The following is a 16591-nucleotide window of genomic DNA, read 5'->3' as shown; positions in this document are numbered from 1 at the left end:
TAAGGAAGTCTCCGGGCTTATTGTTGTTTGCCGCGCTGTCCCAGCCAGAAGGCCAGCACCACCAGCACGATGGAAATCACCAGCATCAGGGTCGAGATCGCGTTGATCTCCGGCGTCACGCCGGCCTTGATCGCCGAGAAGATGTACACCGGCAGGGTCGTGGAACCGGGGCCGGCAACGAAGAAGGTCATGATGAAATCGTCGAGGCTGACCACGAACGCCAGCACCGAACCGGACAGCACCGCCGGCCACAACAGCGGCAGCGTCACCCGGCGAAACACCTGCCAGGGGTTGGCGTACAGATCGTTCGCCGCTTCCAGCAGGCTCTTGTCCAGATCGTTGAGTCGCGCGCGAATCGGCAGGTAGGCGAAGGGAATGCAAAAGCCGATGTGTGCGACGATCACCGTCAGCAGACCGAGCTTGATCCCCAGTGCCATGAACAGCAGCAGCGTGGCGACGGCGGTGACGATCTCCGGCAGGATCAGCGGCAGGTTGATCCCGCCCTCGACCATCTTCTGCCCATAGAACGGCCGGTAAGTCGCCAGCGCCGCCAGCAGTGCAATGGCGGTAGCGCAGACCGTGGCGATGCCGGCGACGATGATTGAGTTCAGCGCCGCTGTCTGGATTGACGGGTTGGCCAAAATGCGTCCGTACCAGTCCAGGGAGAACTCGGTCCACACCGTTGCCGAGCGGTTGGCGTTGAAGCTGTAGGCGATCAGCACGAAGATCGGCAGGTACAGGTAGGCCAGGATCAGCAGGCTGACTTCCCGGGTCATCGGCAGTTTTTTCAGGTGCAGGGCGATCATGCGGTGGCTCCCCGGCGAAGAGTTTTAGCGGCGCTGCGGCTATACAGGGCGTAGAGCACCAGGGACAACAGCAAAATCCCCAGCAGCAGAAAGGACAGCGAGCTGCCCAACGGCCAGTTGCGCGCGGTGCCGAACTGTTGCTGGATCAGGTTGCCGATCATCAGCGTTTTGCCGCCGCCAAGAATCGCTGGGGTGATGAAGGCGCCGAGGCTCGGCACGAACACCAGCAGGGAGCCGGCAATCACCCCCGGCATCGACAACGGCAAAATGATCCGCCGCAGGGCATGCCAACGATTGGCCCCCAGGTCGTAGGCCGCCTCTACCAGGCGCCAGTCGAGTTTTTCCAGGGTCGAATAGATCGGCAGGATCATGAACGGCAGGAAGCTGTAGACCAGCCCGACACTGACGGCGAAGTCGTTGTAGAGCAGGGTGATGCCACCGGCAGACGGGAACAGCGCATTGAGGCTCTGGGCGACCCAGCCCTGTTCGCGCAGGATGATCAGCCAGGCGTAGTTGCGGATCAGCAGGTTGGTCCAGAACGGAATGGTGATCAGCAACACCATCAGGTTGCGCCGGCGCGGGGTCAGGCTCGACATCCACAGCGCTACCGGAAAGCCGAACAGGAAACACAGCACCGTGGTGCCGCCGGCCTGGAACACCGAGCGCAGCAGCGCCTGGGCGTAGACCCAGTTCAGTTCCAGCTCACCGTCGAAACCTTCCTGGAAAAACAGCTGCACGTAGCTTTGCAATTGCCAGTTGGCCTGCCAGTCGACGCCGCCATAAACGTTGCGCGGCAACAGGCTGATGTAGCCCATGATGCCTAGTGGAATGGCGATCAGGGCCAGCAGGGTCAGAACCACCGGGCTGAGCAACAGCGCCCGGTTGAGGGCGGGGGAAGTGCTGCTGACGCTCATCTCAGGCCTCCATCAACAGGCAGGCATGGGGCGGCAGGTTGACCGCCACGCGATCGCCGACCCCGCGGTTGCGGTTCAGGCCTTCGTTGTTTTCGCGCAGCATGACTTTGATGTCGTTGTTCAGGCGGCACTGGTAGAGGGTGGCGGTGCCCACGTACAGCACCGCTTCGATGACCCCGCGCAGGTGATGCGGTTGCGCCGGGTCCACCAGTTGTGAACGTTCAGGGCGGAACGCCAGTTGCACCTTGCCGTTGATGCCTTGGGGCGGGCAGGGGATTTCCACGGGCATGCCGTTGGGCACAAACAGGTTTTCGTTGTGCTGGCCACGCTTGAGGTGGCCGGGCAGGAAGTTGATGTCACCGATGAACTGCGCGACGAACTGATGCTGCGGCCGTTCGTAAATGTCGTTTGGCGTACCGATCTGCAGGATCTTGCCGGCAGACATGACCGCGATGCGATCGGACAGGGTCAGGGCTTCTTCCTGGTCGTGGGTGACGAAAATGAAGGTGATCCCGGCTTCTTTCTGCACGCGCTTGAGTTCGACCTGCATTTCCTTGCGCAGCTTCAGATCCAGCGCCGACAGCGGTTCATCGAGCAGCAGCACTTTTGGTTTCGGCGCCAAGGCTCGGGCCAGCGCCACCCGTTGTTGTTGGCCGCCGGACAATTCCGCCGGTTTGCGCCGCGCCAGGTGCTGCATTTGCACCAACGCCAGCATTTCATCGACCCGCTGCGGGATCTGCTTGCGATCAAGACCCTGCATCTCGAGGCCGAAGGCGATATTCTGGGCAACAGTCATATGTGGAAACAGTGCGTAACTCTGGAACACCGTATTGACCCGGCGCTTGAAGGGCGGCAGGTCGTTGACCGGCTCGCCTGCGAGGCGGATTTCACCGTCGCTGACATGCTCGAAGCCGGCGATGGTGCGCAGCAAAGTGGTCTTGCCGCAGCCGGAGGGGCCGAGCAGGGTGAAGAACTCGTTGTCGGCAATGTCGACCGAGACGTTGTCCAGGGCTGGCGCCAATCCTGGATCGTCTGAATAGCGTTTTGAGACGTTACGCACTTCGATTGCAACTGGATGACCCATAATGGTGCATTCCTCTAATTATTGTATGCAAAATCTGGATGCAATTTAGAAATACCCGGATTAATCTGCCGGTGCAACCCCCTTTTTCAAGGCTGTGCATTCGCCTGGGGTCGGTTGACTGGCGCTGAAGGAGTTATTCGATGGCGGAAAAGAAACTGGAGACCACGGTCGACCGCGTCTACCAAGGGGTTTACGAGGCGATCAGCAAGCGTTCGTTGCGTCCAGGCATGAAGTTGGGCGAGGCGTCACTGGCTGAACTTTTCAATGTCAGCCGCACATCGGTTCGTGCCGCGCTCAAGCAATTGGAAGCCGATGGCCTAGTCACCACCGAGCCCAATAAAGGTGCGTCGGTGTCGCTACCGAGTGACGAAGAGATCCGTTCTTTGTTCGAAACCCGGCGCCTGATCGAGATTGGCATCGTCACCGAGCTATGCCGGCGCCGGGATACGGCGGTGACCCAGGACCTGCGCGATCACCTGCTGCTGGAGGATGAAGCGCATCAAAGCGGCGATCACGAACGCTTGATTCATCTGCTGGGCGAGTTCCACATCAAGCTCGCCCGCAGCCTGAACAACCCGGTGTTGCTCGATTGGTTCCAGAAACTGATCTCCCGAGCCTCGCTGTACGCCGCCGCACTGGATGACGACAGCCACGAAGCCTGTCGCGACGACGAACACCTGCGGCTGATCGAGTACATCGAGGCGGGCAACCAGAGCGCGGCGATCGAACTGACCTGCATGCACCTCAATGGCATCCAGAAAGCGATTCTCGACGTCGCGGCCACCTTGAAGACCAGCTACAACCCGCTCAAGCATTTGATTGAGGTGTAAGGGGCTACACTCCCCTGTAGGAGCGAGCATGCTCGCGATGGACGACAGGACACTGCGGGGTGTCAGGCTGCTAGCGTTATCGTTGACGACCATCGCGAGCATGCTCGCTCCTACATCGATGAACCATTGGCATCCGCGTAGCTCGAACCATACGGGTGCACATCAGAGCCAGCCAATGCAGTTTCTAGACGAAAGCCATGGGTGTGCCGGTTGGAGCGGCGAAATGGCCGAACGTATTCGGGCGTTCGACTGGAGTCGTACCGAACTGGGCGCCATCGACACCTGGAGCAAGTCTCTTTGCAGTGCGGTGCAACTGATGCTCGCCTCGTCACTGCCGATGGTGATGCTCTGGGGCCGGGCCGGTTTCATGATCTACAACGATGCCTATTCGACCTTTGCTGGCGGTCGACACCCTTATCTGTTGGGTTCGCCGGTGGAGCTGGGCTGGCCGGAAGTCGCCGATTTCAATCGCCATGTGGTCGATACCTGCCTGGCCGGTGGCACATTGTCCTATCACAATAAAGTGCTGGTGCTGCTGCGTGACGGGGTTCCCGAAGACGTCTGGCTGGACCTGTATTACAGCCCAGTGGCCAATGATGATGGTCGTCCCGCGGGGGTCATGGCGATGGTCGTCGAAACCACCGAGTTCGTGATCTCCGAACGCCTGCGTCAAGCCGCCGAAAATGCCTATCGCGCTGACAACGAACGGGTGCGCCTGGCCCTGAATGCCGGTGCCTTGCTCGGCTCGTTTGTGCTGGACATCAAGGCCAACGTGCTGAGCGGCGATGAGCGGTTTGCCCGCACGTTTTCCTATCCCCTCGGGACACCACTGGACAACCTGCCGCAGGACATCGCCGAGGCGCACATTCATCCAGACGATCGCAGCTGGGTGCAGGAGCAAGTCAAACAATCCATGGAAACGGCGGCACCCTATAACGCCGAGTACCGTGTCCTGCGCCCCGATGGCAGTTATCTTTGGGTATTGGCCAGCGGTTGTTGCGAGTTCAATGAACAGGGCGAGCCGTTTCGATTTCCCGGGGTGTTGATCGACATCCACGAGCGCAAGAACGCTGAAGAGTCCTTGCTCAAGTTCACCCGTAATCTGGAGCAGCGTGTTGCCGATGAAGTGGAGGCACGCCTGGCGGCCGAAGAGCAGTTGCGCCAGTCACAGAAGCTCGAAGCCATCGGTGGCCTGACCGGGGGTGTGGCCCACGACTTCAACAACCTGTTGCAGGTCATCGCCGGTAACCTGCACTTGTTGGCGCGTCATGAATCGAACAATGCCAATGTGCAGCGCCGGGTGACTGCATCGATTGCCGCGGTCGAGCGCGGCGCCAAACTCTCATCGCAATTGCTGGCGTTTGCCCGACGCCAGCCATTGTCGCCCGCGATCTACACGTTGCAGCAGATTTTCGACGGCCTTGGCGAACTGTTGCAGCGCGCGCTGGGGGAAACCCTTCAAATCCGGATGAGCGCCGCCGTAGATCCCTGGCCGGTGTTTGTCGATCGCAACCAGTTGGAAAACACCCTGCTCAATCTGGCGATCAATGCCCGGGATGCGATGAAGGGCGAGGGGATCCTGGAGCTGAGCGCCGAAAACATCACCCTCGATCAAGCGTTTTGTACGGGCAAGGGCATCGCCGCCGGCGATTATGTACGGGTGACCGTCGTTGATACCGGGGCCGGTATGCCGCCCCAGGTACTCGCCCAGGCCTTCGAGCCGTTTTTCACCACCAAACCTGATGGTCAGGGCACTGGGCTGGGGCTGAGCATGGTGTTCGGCTTCGTCAAACAGAGCGGTGGGCATATCGAGATGTCCAGCGTTGTCGGCGAGGGCACCCGGGTGCAGCTTTATTTCCCTCGCAGCCTGCGCCCTGCGGAGGGTGACACAACGGTGCCCGACGTCCAGCAACGGGGTGGCCATGAACGGATCCTGGTGGTCGAGGACAATGAAGCGGTGCGCACCTCGACCGTGGAATTGTTGCGTGAAGAGGGGTATCACGTGATGACGGCCGCCAATGCCGACATCGCCATGCAGATGCTGCTTGAGGGCGTGGGGGTGGACCTGATCTTCACCGATGTGGTCATGCCCGGTCTGATTAAAAGCTCGGACCTCGCGGCCTGGGCGAAAGTGCAGAGCCCTCCGCTGGCGGTGTTGTTCACCTCCGGGCACACCCGCGACATTATCTCGCGCAATCACCAACTCAGCCCCGACACCTATTTGCTGAGCAAACCTTATAGTCCGCAGGCACTGACCCGGATGATCCGCACGGTCCTCAACGGCTAAGCACATTACCTGTGTAGGAGCAGAGCTTGCTCGCGATTGCGATTTGCCTGACACACCGCCATCGCGAGCAAGCTTTGCTCCTACAGGGACGTGCCAGTCCTTTGGATGATCAGGGAAAAGGTTTTATCGCATTGGCCACAGGACGACGAACGGCCACCGCTGGTCTGACAGATGGTCGACAGAATCGGGTAACCGAGGCCATTCTGATAGTTGGCGAACGCAATCAGTCGCGTTTGCTACCGATTAACAAACGGAGGTGTTCCATGCCGGTGCCCCACGACCTTTTTCAGGATCTGAAACGCACAAAGGAAGAAATCCAGAAGAAACGCGCCGAAGATCCGTTACTGGATTCACTGATCAACAAGTATTCCCAGGCGGATAAAGCGGTGGTGGAGGCAGAGGAGGCCAAATCCAGCGATGATGCGGTGACCAAGCTCAAGGCCAAGCGCCTTGAGGTCAAGGACAAGATCGTCAGACAACTCCAGTCGTCACCCTGATTCGGGAAAACCGGCACCTCGAATGTTCAGAGTCCCAGGATACGGCTCCATGCGAGGTGCCTTACGAGGCATCCAGAATTTCCTTCAGTAAAGTCAAAAGATCGCAGCCTTCGGCAGCGCCTACATGGGGTCGGTGTACACCTGTAGGAGCTGCCGAAGGCTGCGATCTTTTGATCTTCTATTGAAGCGCGGCGCTCAGTGGCAACCGCACCATGTTCTGCGCCTTCAATGAACCGAAATACAACCAGTCTCCATATTCGCGCACCGTCGTGATGGGCGAGTAGTTGCCGCTGCTGCCGTCCTGCAGATTGGCGATCACCTTGCCTTCAAGGTCCAGGCCCAGAGCGAACGCGCGTTTTTCCACCGGCTTGGGCAGGACAGTCATGGCTCGCGCGATCATCTTACGAACGAAGGGATGGGCGGCTGTGCTATCGAGCAAGGCATTGCGCGGTGCGTACAGTGCGACCCAGAAACGCTCGTGGCCATTGAACGACACGTTGTCCGGCAGCCCGGGCAGGTTATCGATGAACAGGTCGTGAGTGCCGGCTTTTGGCCCGGTCAGCCAGTAACGGCTAATGCGATAGGCGCCGGTTTCGTTGACCAGTACGTAGGCATCGTCCGGCCCCAGCGTGACACCGTTGGCAAACTCCAGCTTGTCCAGCAGCACCGCGGTCTTTCCGCTCTGGAAGTCGTACCGCAGCAACCGACCGTCGCCACCGTGCTCGATGATCGCTTCGCCGTCCTTGCCGTAGCCGAAGCGGCTGGAGGCGTCGCTGAAATAGGCGTAGTGCCCGGACTTGTCGATGGCCACATCATCGGTGAAGCCCAAAGGCACGCCCCCGGCCGTCGTGGTCATCGCCACCAGGCGACCCTGGGCGTCCAGCGACAGCAAGCCCTTGACCGCATCGGCGATCACCAGCAAACCATTGGGATGGCGGGCCAGGCCCAAGGGGCGGCCACCGGTGACGGCCAGGACTTTGGTGACCTTGCCATCCAGACGGGTGCGGATCACTCGACCGTCATGCAATCCGGTGATCAGCGCATCCTCTTCCAACAGCAGCGCTTCCGGACCATCGATGTCCGCGGGGCCAACCCGTTCCACGCCTTTGAGGCGTTGATTATCGGCATAGATGCCGCTGGTAAGGGAGGGCGCGGGCGACGGTGCCCAGGCCACCGGCTGTACTTTGGTGGGCATCAGCAGCAGGAACGCGACGATAGCCACGATCACCAGCAACAGTGCCTTGAACAATCGGTTCACGCGCGGACACCGGCTGAGAGTGCCAGGTGTTTTTCCGCCATTTCGCGCAAGGCCAGCATCGATGCCGCCGACTCATTGTCGATTCGCCGCTTGAGCAGCAAGCGGTTGGCTATGCGCATCCCCAAGCCGTTGAACTGGTACTCCAGGGTGCGGATAAATCGCGTGCCGTCGCCCTCGGCTTCACACGCATAAGTCAGAATCAATGACAGCCCATGGTCGCCCTGGGCTTGGGCCACCCAGCGGCGTCCGGGCAGGTACTCATCGACGATCCAGCTTAAATGACCGTCGCGTCCACCCGCTCGAATGTCCTCCTCGAATCGCGCGCCGGCATGCAACGGGCCTTTCTGCCCATTGATCCTGAGCGACGATGGATGCCATTCGGGCCAACGGGTCACGGTACTGGCGTAGGCGAGCACATCGATAGGGTGTCCGGCGATGTCGATCTGATGCTGCATGCGGGTCATGGGCGCGCTCGGCAGATAGGGGACGTCTTGTTCCGGTTCCCAGTAAAGGGTGCCGAACAGGTAATCCATCAATGGAAAAACGATGTTGAAATTGCGCTCCTGCATCATCTCGCGACGGTGATGCAGTTCATGCAGACGACGCATCTGGCGAATCCACGGCAGGCGTGTCAGCGGATGGTGTGACGGCAGATGCTCGCAGGCGTGAAACACTTCATAGGCCAGGTAGCCGAGGACCAGGCAGCCCCCCACCAGCCCGGCGACGTTGGTATCCAATTGTGAGAACAGCCACCAGATAGGCAAGGTGATGATCAAGGTGTGCAAGACGATCAGCCAGGCGGGAAACAGAATCACCCGCCAGTCGCGAGGGCTGTCGTAGGTCATGTGGCCGGGTGCGAAAAAACTGTGGTGATCGCCGGTATGGCGGGCATAGAACACTCGCGCGAAGGTCTTTTTCTGATGGCCCAGGTGCCGATGGACCAGGTACACGCCAGCGTTGAAGAATAACAAGGCCACTGGCAACGCCAGCCACTCCAGCGGTTGTATCTGGTGGACGGTGCTCCAAAACAGAGTGATGGCCCCCAGGCCGAACAGCAGGACAAAGGCGCCATGCAGCCACGGGTTATACAAAGGATGAACGTTGGCGCGGTAACGGCTGCGGAATGCTTCGGTGGTCTGCCTCACTGCAATCACCTGTCGTTATTGTTATTCCCAGCAGATTAGTCGATCCCGGCGTTTTGGCAGGCCGAACCTTGAGGACACAACGGCCATCATCCGGTGCAAACCGGACTCAGGTCAGCGGGTCCCAGCGTTGCGACCAATCGTCATCGGTCTTGATCACCTCGCGCAGCAGATCGAAGGCCTGTTGCAGGGTTGGCGAGTCACGGTCGCGGGAGTAGACCAGGTAGGTGGGGTAGTTGAACTCGGGGGCCTTGGGCACTTGTTCCAGCACGCCGCTTTCCAGGTAACTCTGCACGACGCGGGTGCGGAAGTAGCCGCTGCCGCCGTTTTCCAGGATGTACTGCAAGGCCAGTGGCCCAAGGTTGAAGCTCAGGGCTGCCTTGGCTTTTTCCGGCAGCGCGGCATCATGCCGGCGACGGAAATCCTGGCCCCAGTCGATGTAGACGTAAGGCTCGGGGCACCCGGGCAGGCGCACCAGCACGAGTTTCTCCTCAAGAACCTGTTCGACCTGCAGGCCCGGTAAGTATTCAGGCTGATAGACCAGTGCTGCATCCAGCACCCCCAGTTCCAATTGACGCAGCAGGTTCTCACCGTCGCGAACTTCCATGCGCAGGGCATGGCCGGGGATATTTCTGCGCAGTTCGCCAGCCCAGCTCAGCATCAGCGGGTTACACAGACTGACCTCGCCACCGATGTGCAGCACATCGTGATACCCCTCGGGCAACGGCAGATCACGCCGGGCGGCTTCCCAGGTTTCCACCAGTTGATTGGCATACACCACGAACGCTTCGCCATTGGGCGTCAGGCGGGCTCCGGCGCGATTGCGTACGAACAGCGTGCTGCCCAATTGGCTTTCGAGTTTCTGCACCCGCGCGGTGATTGCGGTCTGGGTGACGTGAAGCTTTTCGGCGGCCGCGGCCAGGCTGCCGTGACGAACGATTTCCAGGAAGGTGCGAGCGAGGTCGATGTCCATGGGATGGCCGGTGTGGGAGGTGCGGGCATTCTAAGAACACAGCGCATGGTGTGGCGAGGGGATTCATCCCCGTTCGGCTGCGAAGCAGTCGCAAAACCAGCTTGCAGAGTACAGGGTAAGTCTGAAAAAACGCTGGGGGCAGCTTCGCTGCCCAACGGGGATGAATCCCCTCGCCACAGATGAATCCCCTCGCCACAGTTGAATCCTCTGCCACAGATAATTTCTCTGCCATAACGACGAATCCCGCCTCAAGGGCGGGATTCGTGTACAGCCAGTGAAGCTCCCGAAGCAGGGAGCTGTCACCTTAGGCCGGGAACAGCTCGGACAGTTTCATCGCCAGCATCATGTCGCCTTCAGCGCGCAGCTTGCCGCCCATGAACGCTTGCATGCCGTCGGTTTCGCCGCTGACGATGCCTTCCAGGGTTTCGCCGTCCATCACCAGGGTCACCTGGGCGTCCGGGTTTTCGCCTTCTTGCAACTCGCAGGTGCTGTCCTTGACGATCAGCGAGAAGTTCTTGGTCTCGTCGATGCGGAAACCGAAGACCAGGTCCAGACCGGCAGCAGCGGCTGGGTTGAACTTGGCTTTCATTGCTTGTACGGCATCAGCTACGGAGGTCATGGTTCGATCCTTTCTTGGATAATAAGAGCTGGTTGATTACAGCCAGGGTCACAATAATCCGGACTCAGCGGAAGGTGATGAGTTCCGGGGCCTTCAGCAGTTGCAGGTGCGCATGACTGTTGAAGGAAGCCAGGGCTACCTCGCGACCACGAAACTTCAGGTGGTTGAGCGAGGTGTTGACGATTTGCCAATTCAATTCAAAAGCCTGTCGGGCTGGCATTTGCGTAATGAGGTGGAGCAGGGCAGTGATGGTGCCACCGGAAGTAAACACGGCAATCTTCTGGGTGTTGTCGGCGCTTTCAAGGATTCTGTGAAGCCCCGCTCGAACCCGATCGACAAACCCCAGCCAGCTTTCCAGCTCCGGCGTATCGTAAGTGCCGGCAAGCCAGCGCTCAATGATCAGGGCGAAGATGCGCTGGAACTCGGCACGGTTCTGCGCAGCGTTGCGCAGGATATTCAGGGCTTGCGGTTCATCTGGCAGCATCGCCGGCAACAGCGCGCGGATCACCGCATCGGCGTCGAATTCGTTGAAGGCAGAGTCGGTTTCCAGGATCGGTACCGGCAAGCCCACCGCAGCGAACTGCTCCAGTGCGCTTTTGGCCGTATGTTGCTGGCGACGCAGGTCGCCTGCCAGGCAGCGATCGAAGCTGATACCGAGTTCGGCCAAGTGCTGACCGAGAATTTCTGCCTGGCGAATACCGATGGGCGACAGGACGTCGTAGTCGTCTGCACCGAAGGAGGCCTGGCCATGTCGAATCAAATAGATGCTGCCCACGTCCGCGTCGTCCCGGTACGTTGAAGGTTTGGCGAGGTTATGGGGATGAGGGTGAGCTGTCAATGAAAAAACATACGCTTGTTTGAAATGCCCGTTACAGGCCCATTGCCAGAGGTTAGACGGCTGGTCGCAAGGGCGACGCATGGGTATGCTGGAGGTATCCCGCGCGCTTTCGTGCCGCGCATCGTCTAAGGAGTCCCTGTGGAGTTTTTGTCCGAGTACGCCGTTTTTCTGGCCAAGACCGTGACCCTGGTGATCGCCATTCTGGTGGTCCTGGCCAGCTTTGCGGCCTTGCGCAGCAAAGGTCGACGCAAGTCGGCCGGCCAGTTGCAGGTCAGCAAGCTCAATGATTTCTACAAAGGGCTGCGCGAACGCCTGGAGCAGACCTTGCTCGACAAGGATCAGCTCAAGGCATTGCGCAAGTCCCAGACTAAAACCGAGAAAAAACAGAAGAAAAAGCCCGAAGCCAAACCCCGGGTATTCGTGCTGGATTTCGACGGCGATATCAAAGCCTCGGCCACTGAAAGCCTGCGCCACGAAATCACCGCATTGCTGACCCTCGCCACCCCCAAAGACGAAGTGGTCCTGCGTCTGGAAAGCGGCGGCGGCATGGTGCACAGCTACGGCCTGGCATCGTCGCAACTGGCGCGTATCCGTCAGGCCGGCATTCCGTTGACCGTGTGCATCGACAAGGTCGCGGCCAGCGGCGGTTACATGATGGCGTGCATCGGTGAGAAGATCATCAGCGCACCGTTCGCGATCCTTGGCTCGATCGGCGTGGTGGCGCAGTTGCCCAACGTCAACCGCCTGTTGAAGAAACACGACATCGACTTCGAAGTGCTGACCGCTGGCGAGTACAAGCGCACCTTGACGGTGTTTGGCGAAAATACCGAGAAGGGCCGGGAGAAGTTCCAGCAAGACCTGGACATCACCCATCAGCTATTCAAGAACTTTGTTTCCCGCTACCGCCCGCAACTGGCCATTGACGAAGTGGCCACCGGGGAAATCTGGCTGGGTGTGGCGGCGTTGGACAAGCAGTTGGTGGATGAACTCAAGACCAGTGATGAATACCTGGCTGAGCGTGCCAAGCAGTCCGAGCTTTATCACTTGCACTACGCCGAGCGCAAAAGTCTGCAGGAGCGTATCGGCATGGCTGCCAGCGGTTCGGTAGACCGCGTTTTGCTCAGTTGGTGGAGCCGATTGACTCAGCAACGCTTCTGGTAACACCAATACCCAGTAGGAGCGAGCTCGCTCGCGATGGACGTCAACGATAACGTAGGGTGCCTGTAAGCCCGTGGCGTTCTGGCGTTTTTCGCGAGCAGGCTCGCTCCTACAGGTGTTTTGTCGGCCAGTCCGTTTCAGTGCGCAAACAGAGAACTTTCCTAAAATCGCTGTCGATCACTCCCACGTTGCAGAGCCATCAGATTGGTTAGGGTGAGGTTCCTATATCTGCAACGGACTGCAACATGAACGAGTTTTCCGACGACCACACCTCCATTCCGCACCTTGCAACCTCTCTCTCCTTGCGCGACGAGCTCAAAGCGGTCGTGGACACCGCGCTACCCCAAAACCCCGCCCAGTTTGGCGCGCACCTGATCAAGCAAAAGTGGGGAGCAGGCATTGATCCGCAGACAGCCTTGCTGGTTACCCTCGATTACGATTTCCGGGGCCATCCCGTACAAAACGGTGTCTACCAAGGGCAGGTGGCGAGTTCGCGAACGCTGGTGGAAACGCTGCTTTGCAACTATCAGACTGTCGGCGACGGGCGCTTTGGTGAAACCGCCTTCGGCTTGTACACGCCGCCGGACGTCGGGCCCTCTGTTCGCATCGTCAGCAATGTCGATGAATTCGCCGACCGCGGTAGCGGCAATCACAATACGTATGAAGGTATATACCGGTCCACGCAACCGCAGGTCTATGGACCGCACACCCAGATCGATCTCAGGCCGGCGGATTACAAGAAATGGGTCTGGACGCTGTTCTTCAAGGACAAGTATCAGGCCTATGTCGACAAGGCCTGGCCCTCTGATGAAGCGATCACGGATGCCAAATCCTATCCCTTGAGAACATCGACCAAAGCCGCTTTTGTCATGTCGGCGTGGTTGCAGCGTCAGGAAAACGCTTTGTCTTGGCAAGGCCTCGATCTGGCCATGCGGGCGGCCGGATTGCCACCCGATCAGGCGTGGGAAACGCTGACGATACAGCAATTGCAAGCGCCGACGCGGGTTCCCTCAAGCGTCGAGGCGAGCCGGCTGAAGCTCTATCGATACACCGCGACGGATATCTGGTGCTACCGCGACCGCACCAGCGGCAGAGTGTTGTTGTACATCCCCGGCAACTCCTCGCCATTGCATGACTTTGCCGATGCCACGCGGTTGCGCCAATGGATTGTCATGCAGGGGAAGACGCCGGAAACGAAACAGGCGCTGGCGGCTCACTTTGCCAATGAAGATCGACATGACGGGACCTTTCATGCCGGTGTCCTCACCGCGCTGGATGGCATGGCCATTTACCCGCGCCAACATCGCATGACCCGGGAAGCCGGGTTCTTCAATGACGACGGTTATTGGGATCCCGACGAATACATCGGCTTCGATCTGGCTTCGGCAAAAACCGATCCCTTCGCACAGCTGGTCTTGAGCATGAAGCGCGATGGCCAGGCCAGTGTCGAAACTATCCGCGATGATGCCCAGGTCAACCGCGACAACCTGAGCGCAGTCATCGAACCGATTGTGCAGTGGGTGAACCAGTTCGGTCCCTTGGCGCTGTTTGTACCGGGAGGCGAGGGCTTGCTGGTTCTGGCTGGACTGATTGACGCCGGGTATGGCCTGAGCCAGGCCATCAACGGTGAGACAGCCGACAAGCGCTCCGAAGGCGTCACTCGCACGGTATTCGGTTTGCTCAATGCCTTGCCTTTGGTCGAGGGCGTTGCGTCGCTGCACAGTGAAGGGGGAGTTGTGGCGGGGCCGGCCAGGGCAATCCATATAGAGGGCGAATCCTCGGTCGGGCCGAGCCTGCCAGCCGTCGATGCTGAAGCGCCCATTCATCCGATATCGCGATTGCCATCGCGCGTCGATCTTCTGCGTGGAATAGGGGCTCCCACAGGCACATTCAGCGATGAAGTACTGGCACAGATTGGTAAGGTCAGTGCTGTCGATGACGACATGTTGCGCCTGATGCAGGCAGGGCGGGCGCCGACCCCGATGCTCGCTGACACGATTGACCGCTTCAGGATCGATCAGGAGGTCGCGGCGCTCGCGGATTCTTTGCCTGCGCGCATTGAATTGTTCAATTTGCGTTACCAGGCGCTCCAGCAATCCGAAAACCAGTGGGTGCGACTGTTTCAACGGCAGTACCCCGATCTGCCGAAAACGGCGGTGGAGCAAATGCTTGATCGTCATGGCATTGATTTCAACGCCCCACTCGACGTGACTGAGGCGAAGCGGCTGTTCAAACAGTTGGCCAGCAAGGCACAACAATACCAGCGGCATGTTCGCCTCAACCGCGTGTACGAAGGCTTGTATTTTCGCTCGGTAACCAACCGCCAGTCGGACACGCTGGTACTGCATTCGCTGAAAAACCTCCCCGGGTGGCCCAAGGCGTTACGAATCGAAGTGTTCGACGGCTCACCGGTCGGTCGGGTGATGGACCGCAGCGGTCCGCTCGATGGACCTGACTGTCGACGCCTGATCAAGAGAGAGGATCGTTATCTGCCGTACAGCCTTTCCCCCCAACCTTCATCGGGCACGAATATTTTTGACGCTATTGTCGGTGTGTTGTCCGAGGAAGAGCGTTCGGCCTTGCAGCTCTTGTCAAAGGAACCCGGGGCTGAGCTCAAGCGCTTGATCAGCGATCATGCATTGGGCCGTTCAGAGCTTGGCCTTGGGCTGGACAGGATGGACTCAAAGTTGCCTTTCGAGGCTCAAGGTCTGAGGGGGGGAGGCCACCCGGGGACGCCACACGGGGCAAGCCTGACACACATCGTGATGAGGCTGCAGGTCAAGGACATCTACCCCGAGTTCACCGACGACGAGGCTGATGCAATGTTGCAGCTGTTGGGTAGCGGGGCTCAGGTGCATATCGACAGGTCAAGACGGGAGTTGGAGCAACTGTGCGCGGACCTGGAGAGTTGGTTCAGCCAGGTGGAAGTCGATATCGACGATATGGATGTCCCTTTTATACGCCGGGGTGATTCCGAAGCAGAGGGACTCACCGATGCGCAAATCGAAGCGCACAACGCCGAACTGCTGCAGGACACGATGGAGTATGAAGTCGAGAGCCGGGTCGAGTTGGCTGATGAGCTGATTGCCATCTGGCAAAAACGCGCGCCACAGCACAACAGTCACTACACGGGGGATCATGTCGGCGGTTTTACGATGAATCTGACGCACGAAGACTTTCATCGACTACCGGTGTTGAATGCGCGGTTCAATGATGTGGTGGCGCTGAACGCAGGGAATTTCCACCTGACTGAACGCGAAAGCCTGGATGGCTTTCTGGGTTGTTTTCCTGCATTGCGTTCTTTGGATCTGGAAGGTACCGACCTGAGATTGGCGAACCTCCAGGGGCAATGGGAGGGAAGGTTACCTTCGACCATTCCCCAATTGCAGCACCTCACCGCGTTGAATCTACGTTCCACGCACCTGACACTTCAGGAACATACCGCCGGGCAATTGAGCCAGCTGGTCAATCTGCAATCACTGGACCTTGGCAATAATCCGCTGGGCGTTCCTCCTGTGGTCATCGGGATGAATCAACTGCGATCACTGAGGCTCGACGATACGCAAATCGCGTCTTGTCCAATCGGGATCATGGATCAGCCGTACCTCGATGCTTTGGATTTGAGCAACAACCAGATTCGTCGCGTGCCGCAGGCGGTGTTGAATCAGGCCATCGCCAGGGACCGGGTTTTACTGTGGAACAATCCCTTGACCGACGAGGACACACTGCAACGGCTGGTCAGTCATCGGAAGCGAACAGGCATCAACTCGTGGTTGAGCGCGCCGGGTCAAGACTATTCCGATCCCGCAGCCTGGTTGCGTGGCATCGAAGAAGGCGCGCGCGATGCGCGACTGCAGATCTGGCAAAGACTGTCCCAGCGGCCACGCGGTAGTCGGTTTCTAGGGACCATGAACACATTGACGCTCACTGCGGATTTCCAGGTCGACTATCTGGATCTTCAGGCACGGGTTTGGCGATTGTTGACTGAGGCAGATGCTTCGCAGGAGCTGTGGGGGCGAGTGACCGGGAATGTTCCGATGCCGGGAGGTGCTTTCGACAATCCGATGGCGGTGTTCAGCGCACTGGAGGACCGGGCGAAGCTCTACAACAACTGGGTGGCTTTGGGCCGGCCGTTTCCGGCTGTAGGAGGGGAGGCGTAACACACCGAGAGCCTTGAGCCCGCAA

13 protein-coding genes are annotated in these 16591 nt (G+C 59.2%); 5 read left to right on the top strand and 8 right to left on the bottom strand.

Annotated elements, in window-relative coordinates; translation table 11 throughout:
- Positions 1–17: 17 nt before the first annotated feature.
- From ABTV22_RS15945 to ABTV22_RS15935, 3 genes are read right to left on the bottom strand one after another with little or no spacing between them, the layout of a single operon-like run.
- The gene (locus ABTV22_RS15945) at positions 18–806 is read right to left on the bottom strand and encodes an ABC transporter permease (protein ID WP_175389431.1); all 789 of its coding nucleotides are present in this window, start codon (positions 804–806) and stop codon (positions 18–20) included.
- Positions 803–1720 (bottom strand): ABC transporter permease, encoded by a 918-nt coding sequence (locus ABTV22_RS15940; RefSeq protein WP_128605026.1) that lies wholly within the window; start codon positions 1718–1720, stop codon positions 803–805. The genes ABTV22_RS15945 and ABTV22_RS15940 overlap by 4 nt, the downstream gene beginning before the upstream one ends.
- Position 1721: 1 nt before the next feature.
- Positions 1722–2804, bottom strand: coding sequence for an ABC transporter ATP-binding protein (locus ABTV22_RS15935; protein ID WP_433735465.1), 1083 nt, complete (start codon positions 2802–2804; stop codon positions 1722–1724).
- A gap of 140 nt (positions 2805–2944) precedes the next feature.
- On the opposite strand from ABTV22_RS15935, the gene ABTV22_RS15930 reads away from it, so the two are divergent.
- From ABTV22_RS15930 to ABTV22_RS15920, 3 genes are all read left to right on the top strand, one after another.
- A complete protein-coding gene (locus ABTV22_RS15930) occupies positions 2945–3634 on the top strand; it encodes a GntR family transcriptional regulator (protein ID WP_433735464.1) in 690 nt (229 codons plus the stop codon).
- A gap of 223 nt (positions 3635–3857) precedes the next feature.
- A complete protein-coding gene (locus ABTV22_RS15925; RefSeq protein ID WP_433735463.1) occupies positions 3858–5921 on the top strand; it encodes an ATP-binding protein in 2064 nt (687 codons plus the stop codon).
- Between the two features lie 263 nt (positions 5922–6184).
- Positions 6185–6418: a DUF465 domain-containing protein gene (locus ABTV22_RS15920; RefSeq protein ID WP_433735462.1), complete on the top strand. Its 234-nt coding sequence runs from the start codon at positions 6185–6187 to the stop codon at positions 6416–6418.
- 178 nt (positions 6419–6596) lie between these two features.
- Here ABTV22_RS15920 and ABTV22_RS15915 read toward each other — a convergent pair whose 3' ends face one another.
- The 5 genes from ABTV22_RS15915 to ABTV22_RS15895 form a co-directional block, all read right to left on the bottom strand.
- Positions 6597–7676, bottom strand: a complete 1080-nt coding sequence (locus ABTV22_RS15915; protein ID WP_433735461.1) for an SMP-30/gluconolactonase/LRE family protein — start codon at positions 7674–7676, stop codon at positions 6597–6599.
- Complete coding sequence (locus tag ABTV22_RS15910; protein ID WP_433735460.1) at positions 7673–8821, bottom strand: sterol desaturase/SRPBCC family protein; 1149 nt, start codon at positions 8819–8821, stop codon at positions 7673–7675. Before ABTV22_RS15910 ends, ABTV22_RS15915 begins: the two co-directional genes overlap by 4 nt.
- A gap of 106 nt (positions 8822–8927) precedes the next feature.
- Positions 8928–9791 carry a LysR family transcriptional regulator gene (locus ABTV22_RS15905; protein ID WP_433735459.1) on the bottom strand — a complete coding sequence of 288 codons (864 nt, stop codon included), beginning with the start codon at positions 9789–9791 and terminating at the stop codon, positions 8928–8930.
- Positions 9792–10095: 304 nt separating this feature from the next.
- A complete protein-coding gene (locus tag ABTV22_RS15900; protein WP_433735458.1) occupies positions 10096–10410 on the bottom strand; it encodes an SCP2 sterol-binding domain-containing protein in 315 nt (104 codons plus the stop codon).
- A gap of 64 nt (positions 10411–10474) precedes the next feature.
- The gene (locus tag ABTV22_RS15895) at positions 10475–11185 is read right to left on the bottom strand and encodes a histidine phosphatase family protein (protein ID WP_433735457.1); all 711 of its coding nucleotides are present in this window, start codon (positions 11183–11185) and stop codon (positions 10475–10477) included.
- A gap of 201 nt (positions 11186–11386) precedes the next feature.
- Here ABTV22_RS15895 and sohB point away from each other — a divergent pair, with 201 nt between their 5' ends.
- Complete coding sequence (sohB, locus tag ABTV22_RS15890) at positions 11387–12409, top strand: protease SohB (protein WP_433735456.1); 1023 nt, start codon at positions 11387–11389, stop codon at positions 12407–12409.
- Between the two features lie 242 nt (positions 12410–12651).
- On the top strand, positions 12652–16566 hold the full coding sequence (locus ABTV22_RS15885; RefSeq protein ID WP_433735455.1) for a dermonecrotic toxin domain-containing protein: 3915 nt from the start codon (positions 12652–12654) through the stop codon (positions 16564–16566).
- Positions 16567–16591: the final 25 nt, after the last annotated feature.

Source organism: Pseudomonas putida (assembly GCF_050990305.1).
GTDB classification, from domain to species: Bacteria; Pseudomonadota; Gammaproteobacteria; order Pseudomonadales; family Pseudomonadaceae; genus Aquipseudomonas; species Aquipseudomonas putida_AH.
The sequence above is the reverse complement of the archived record's forward strand: the minus strand, read 5'-3'. Positions and strand labels throughout refer to the sequence as shown.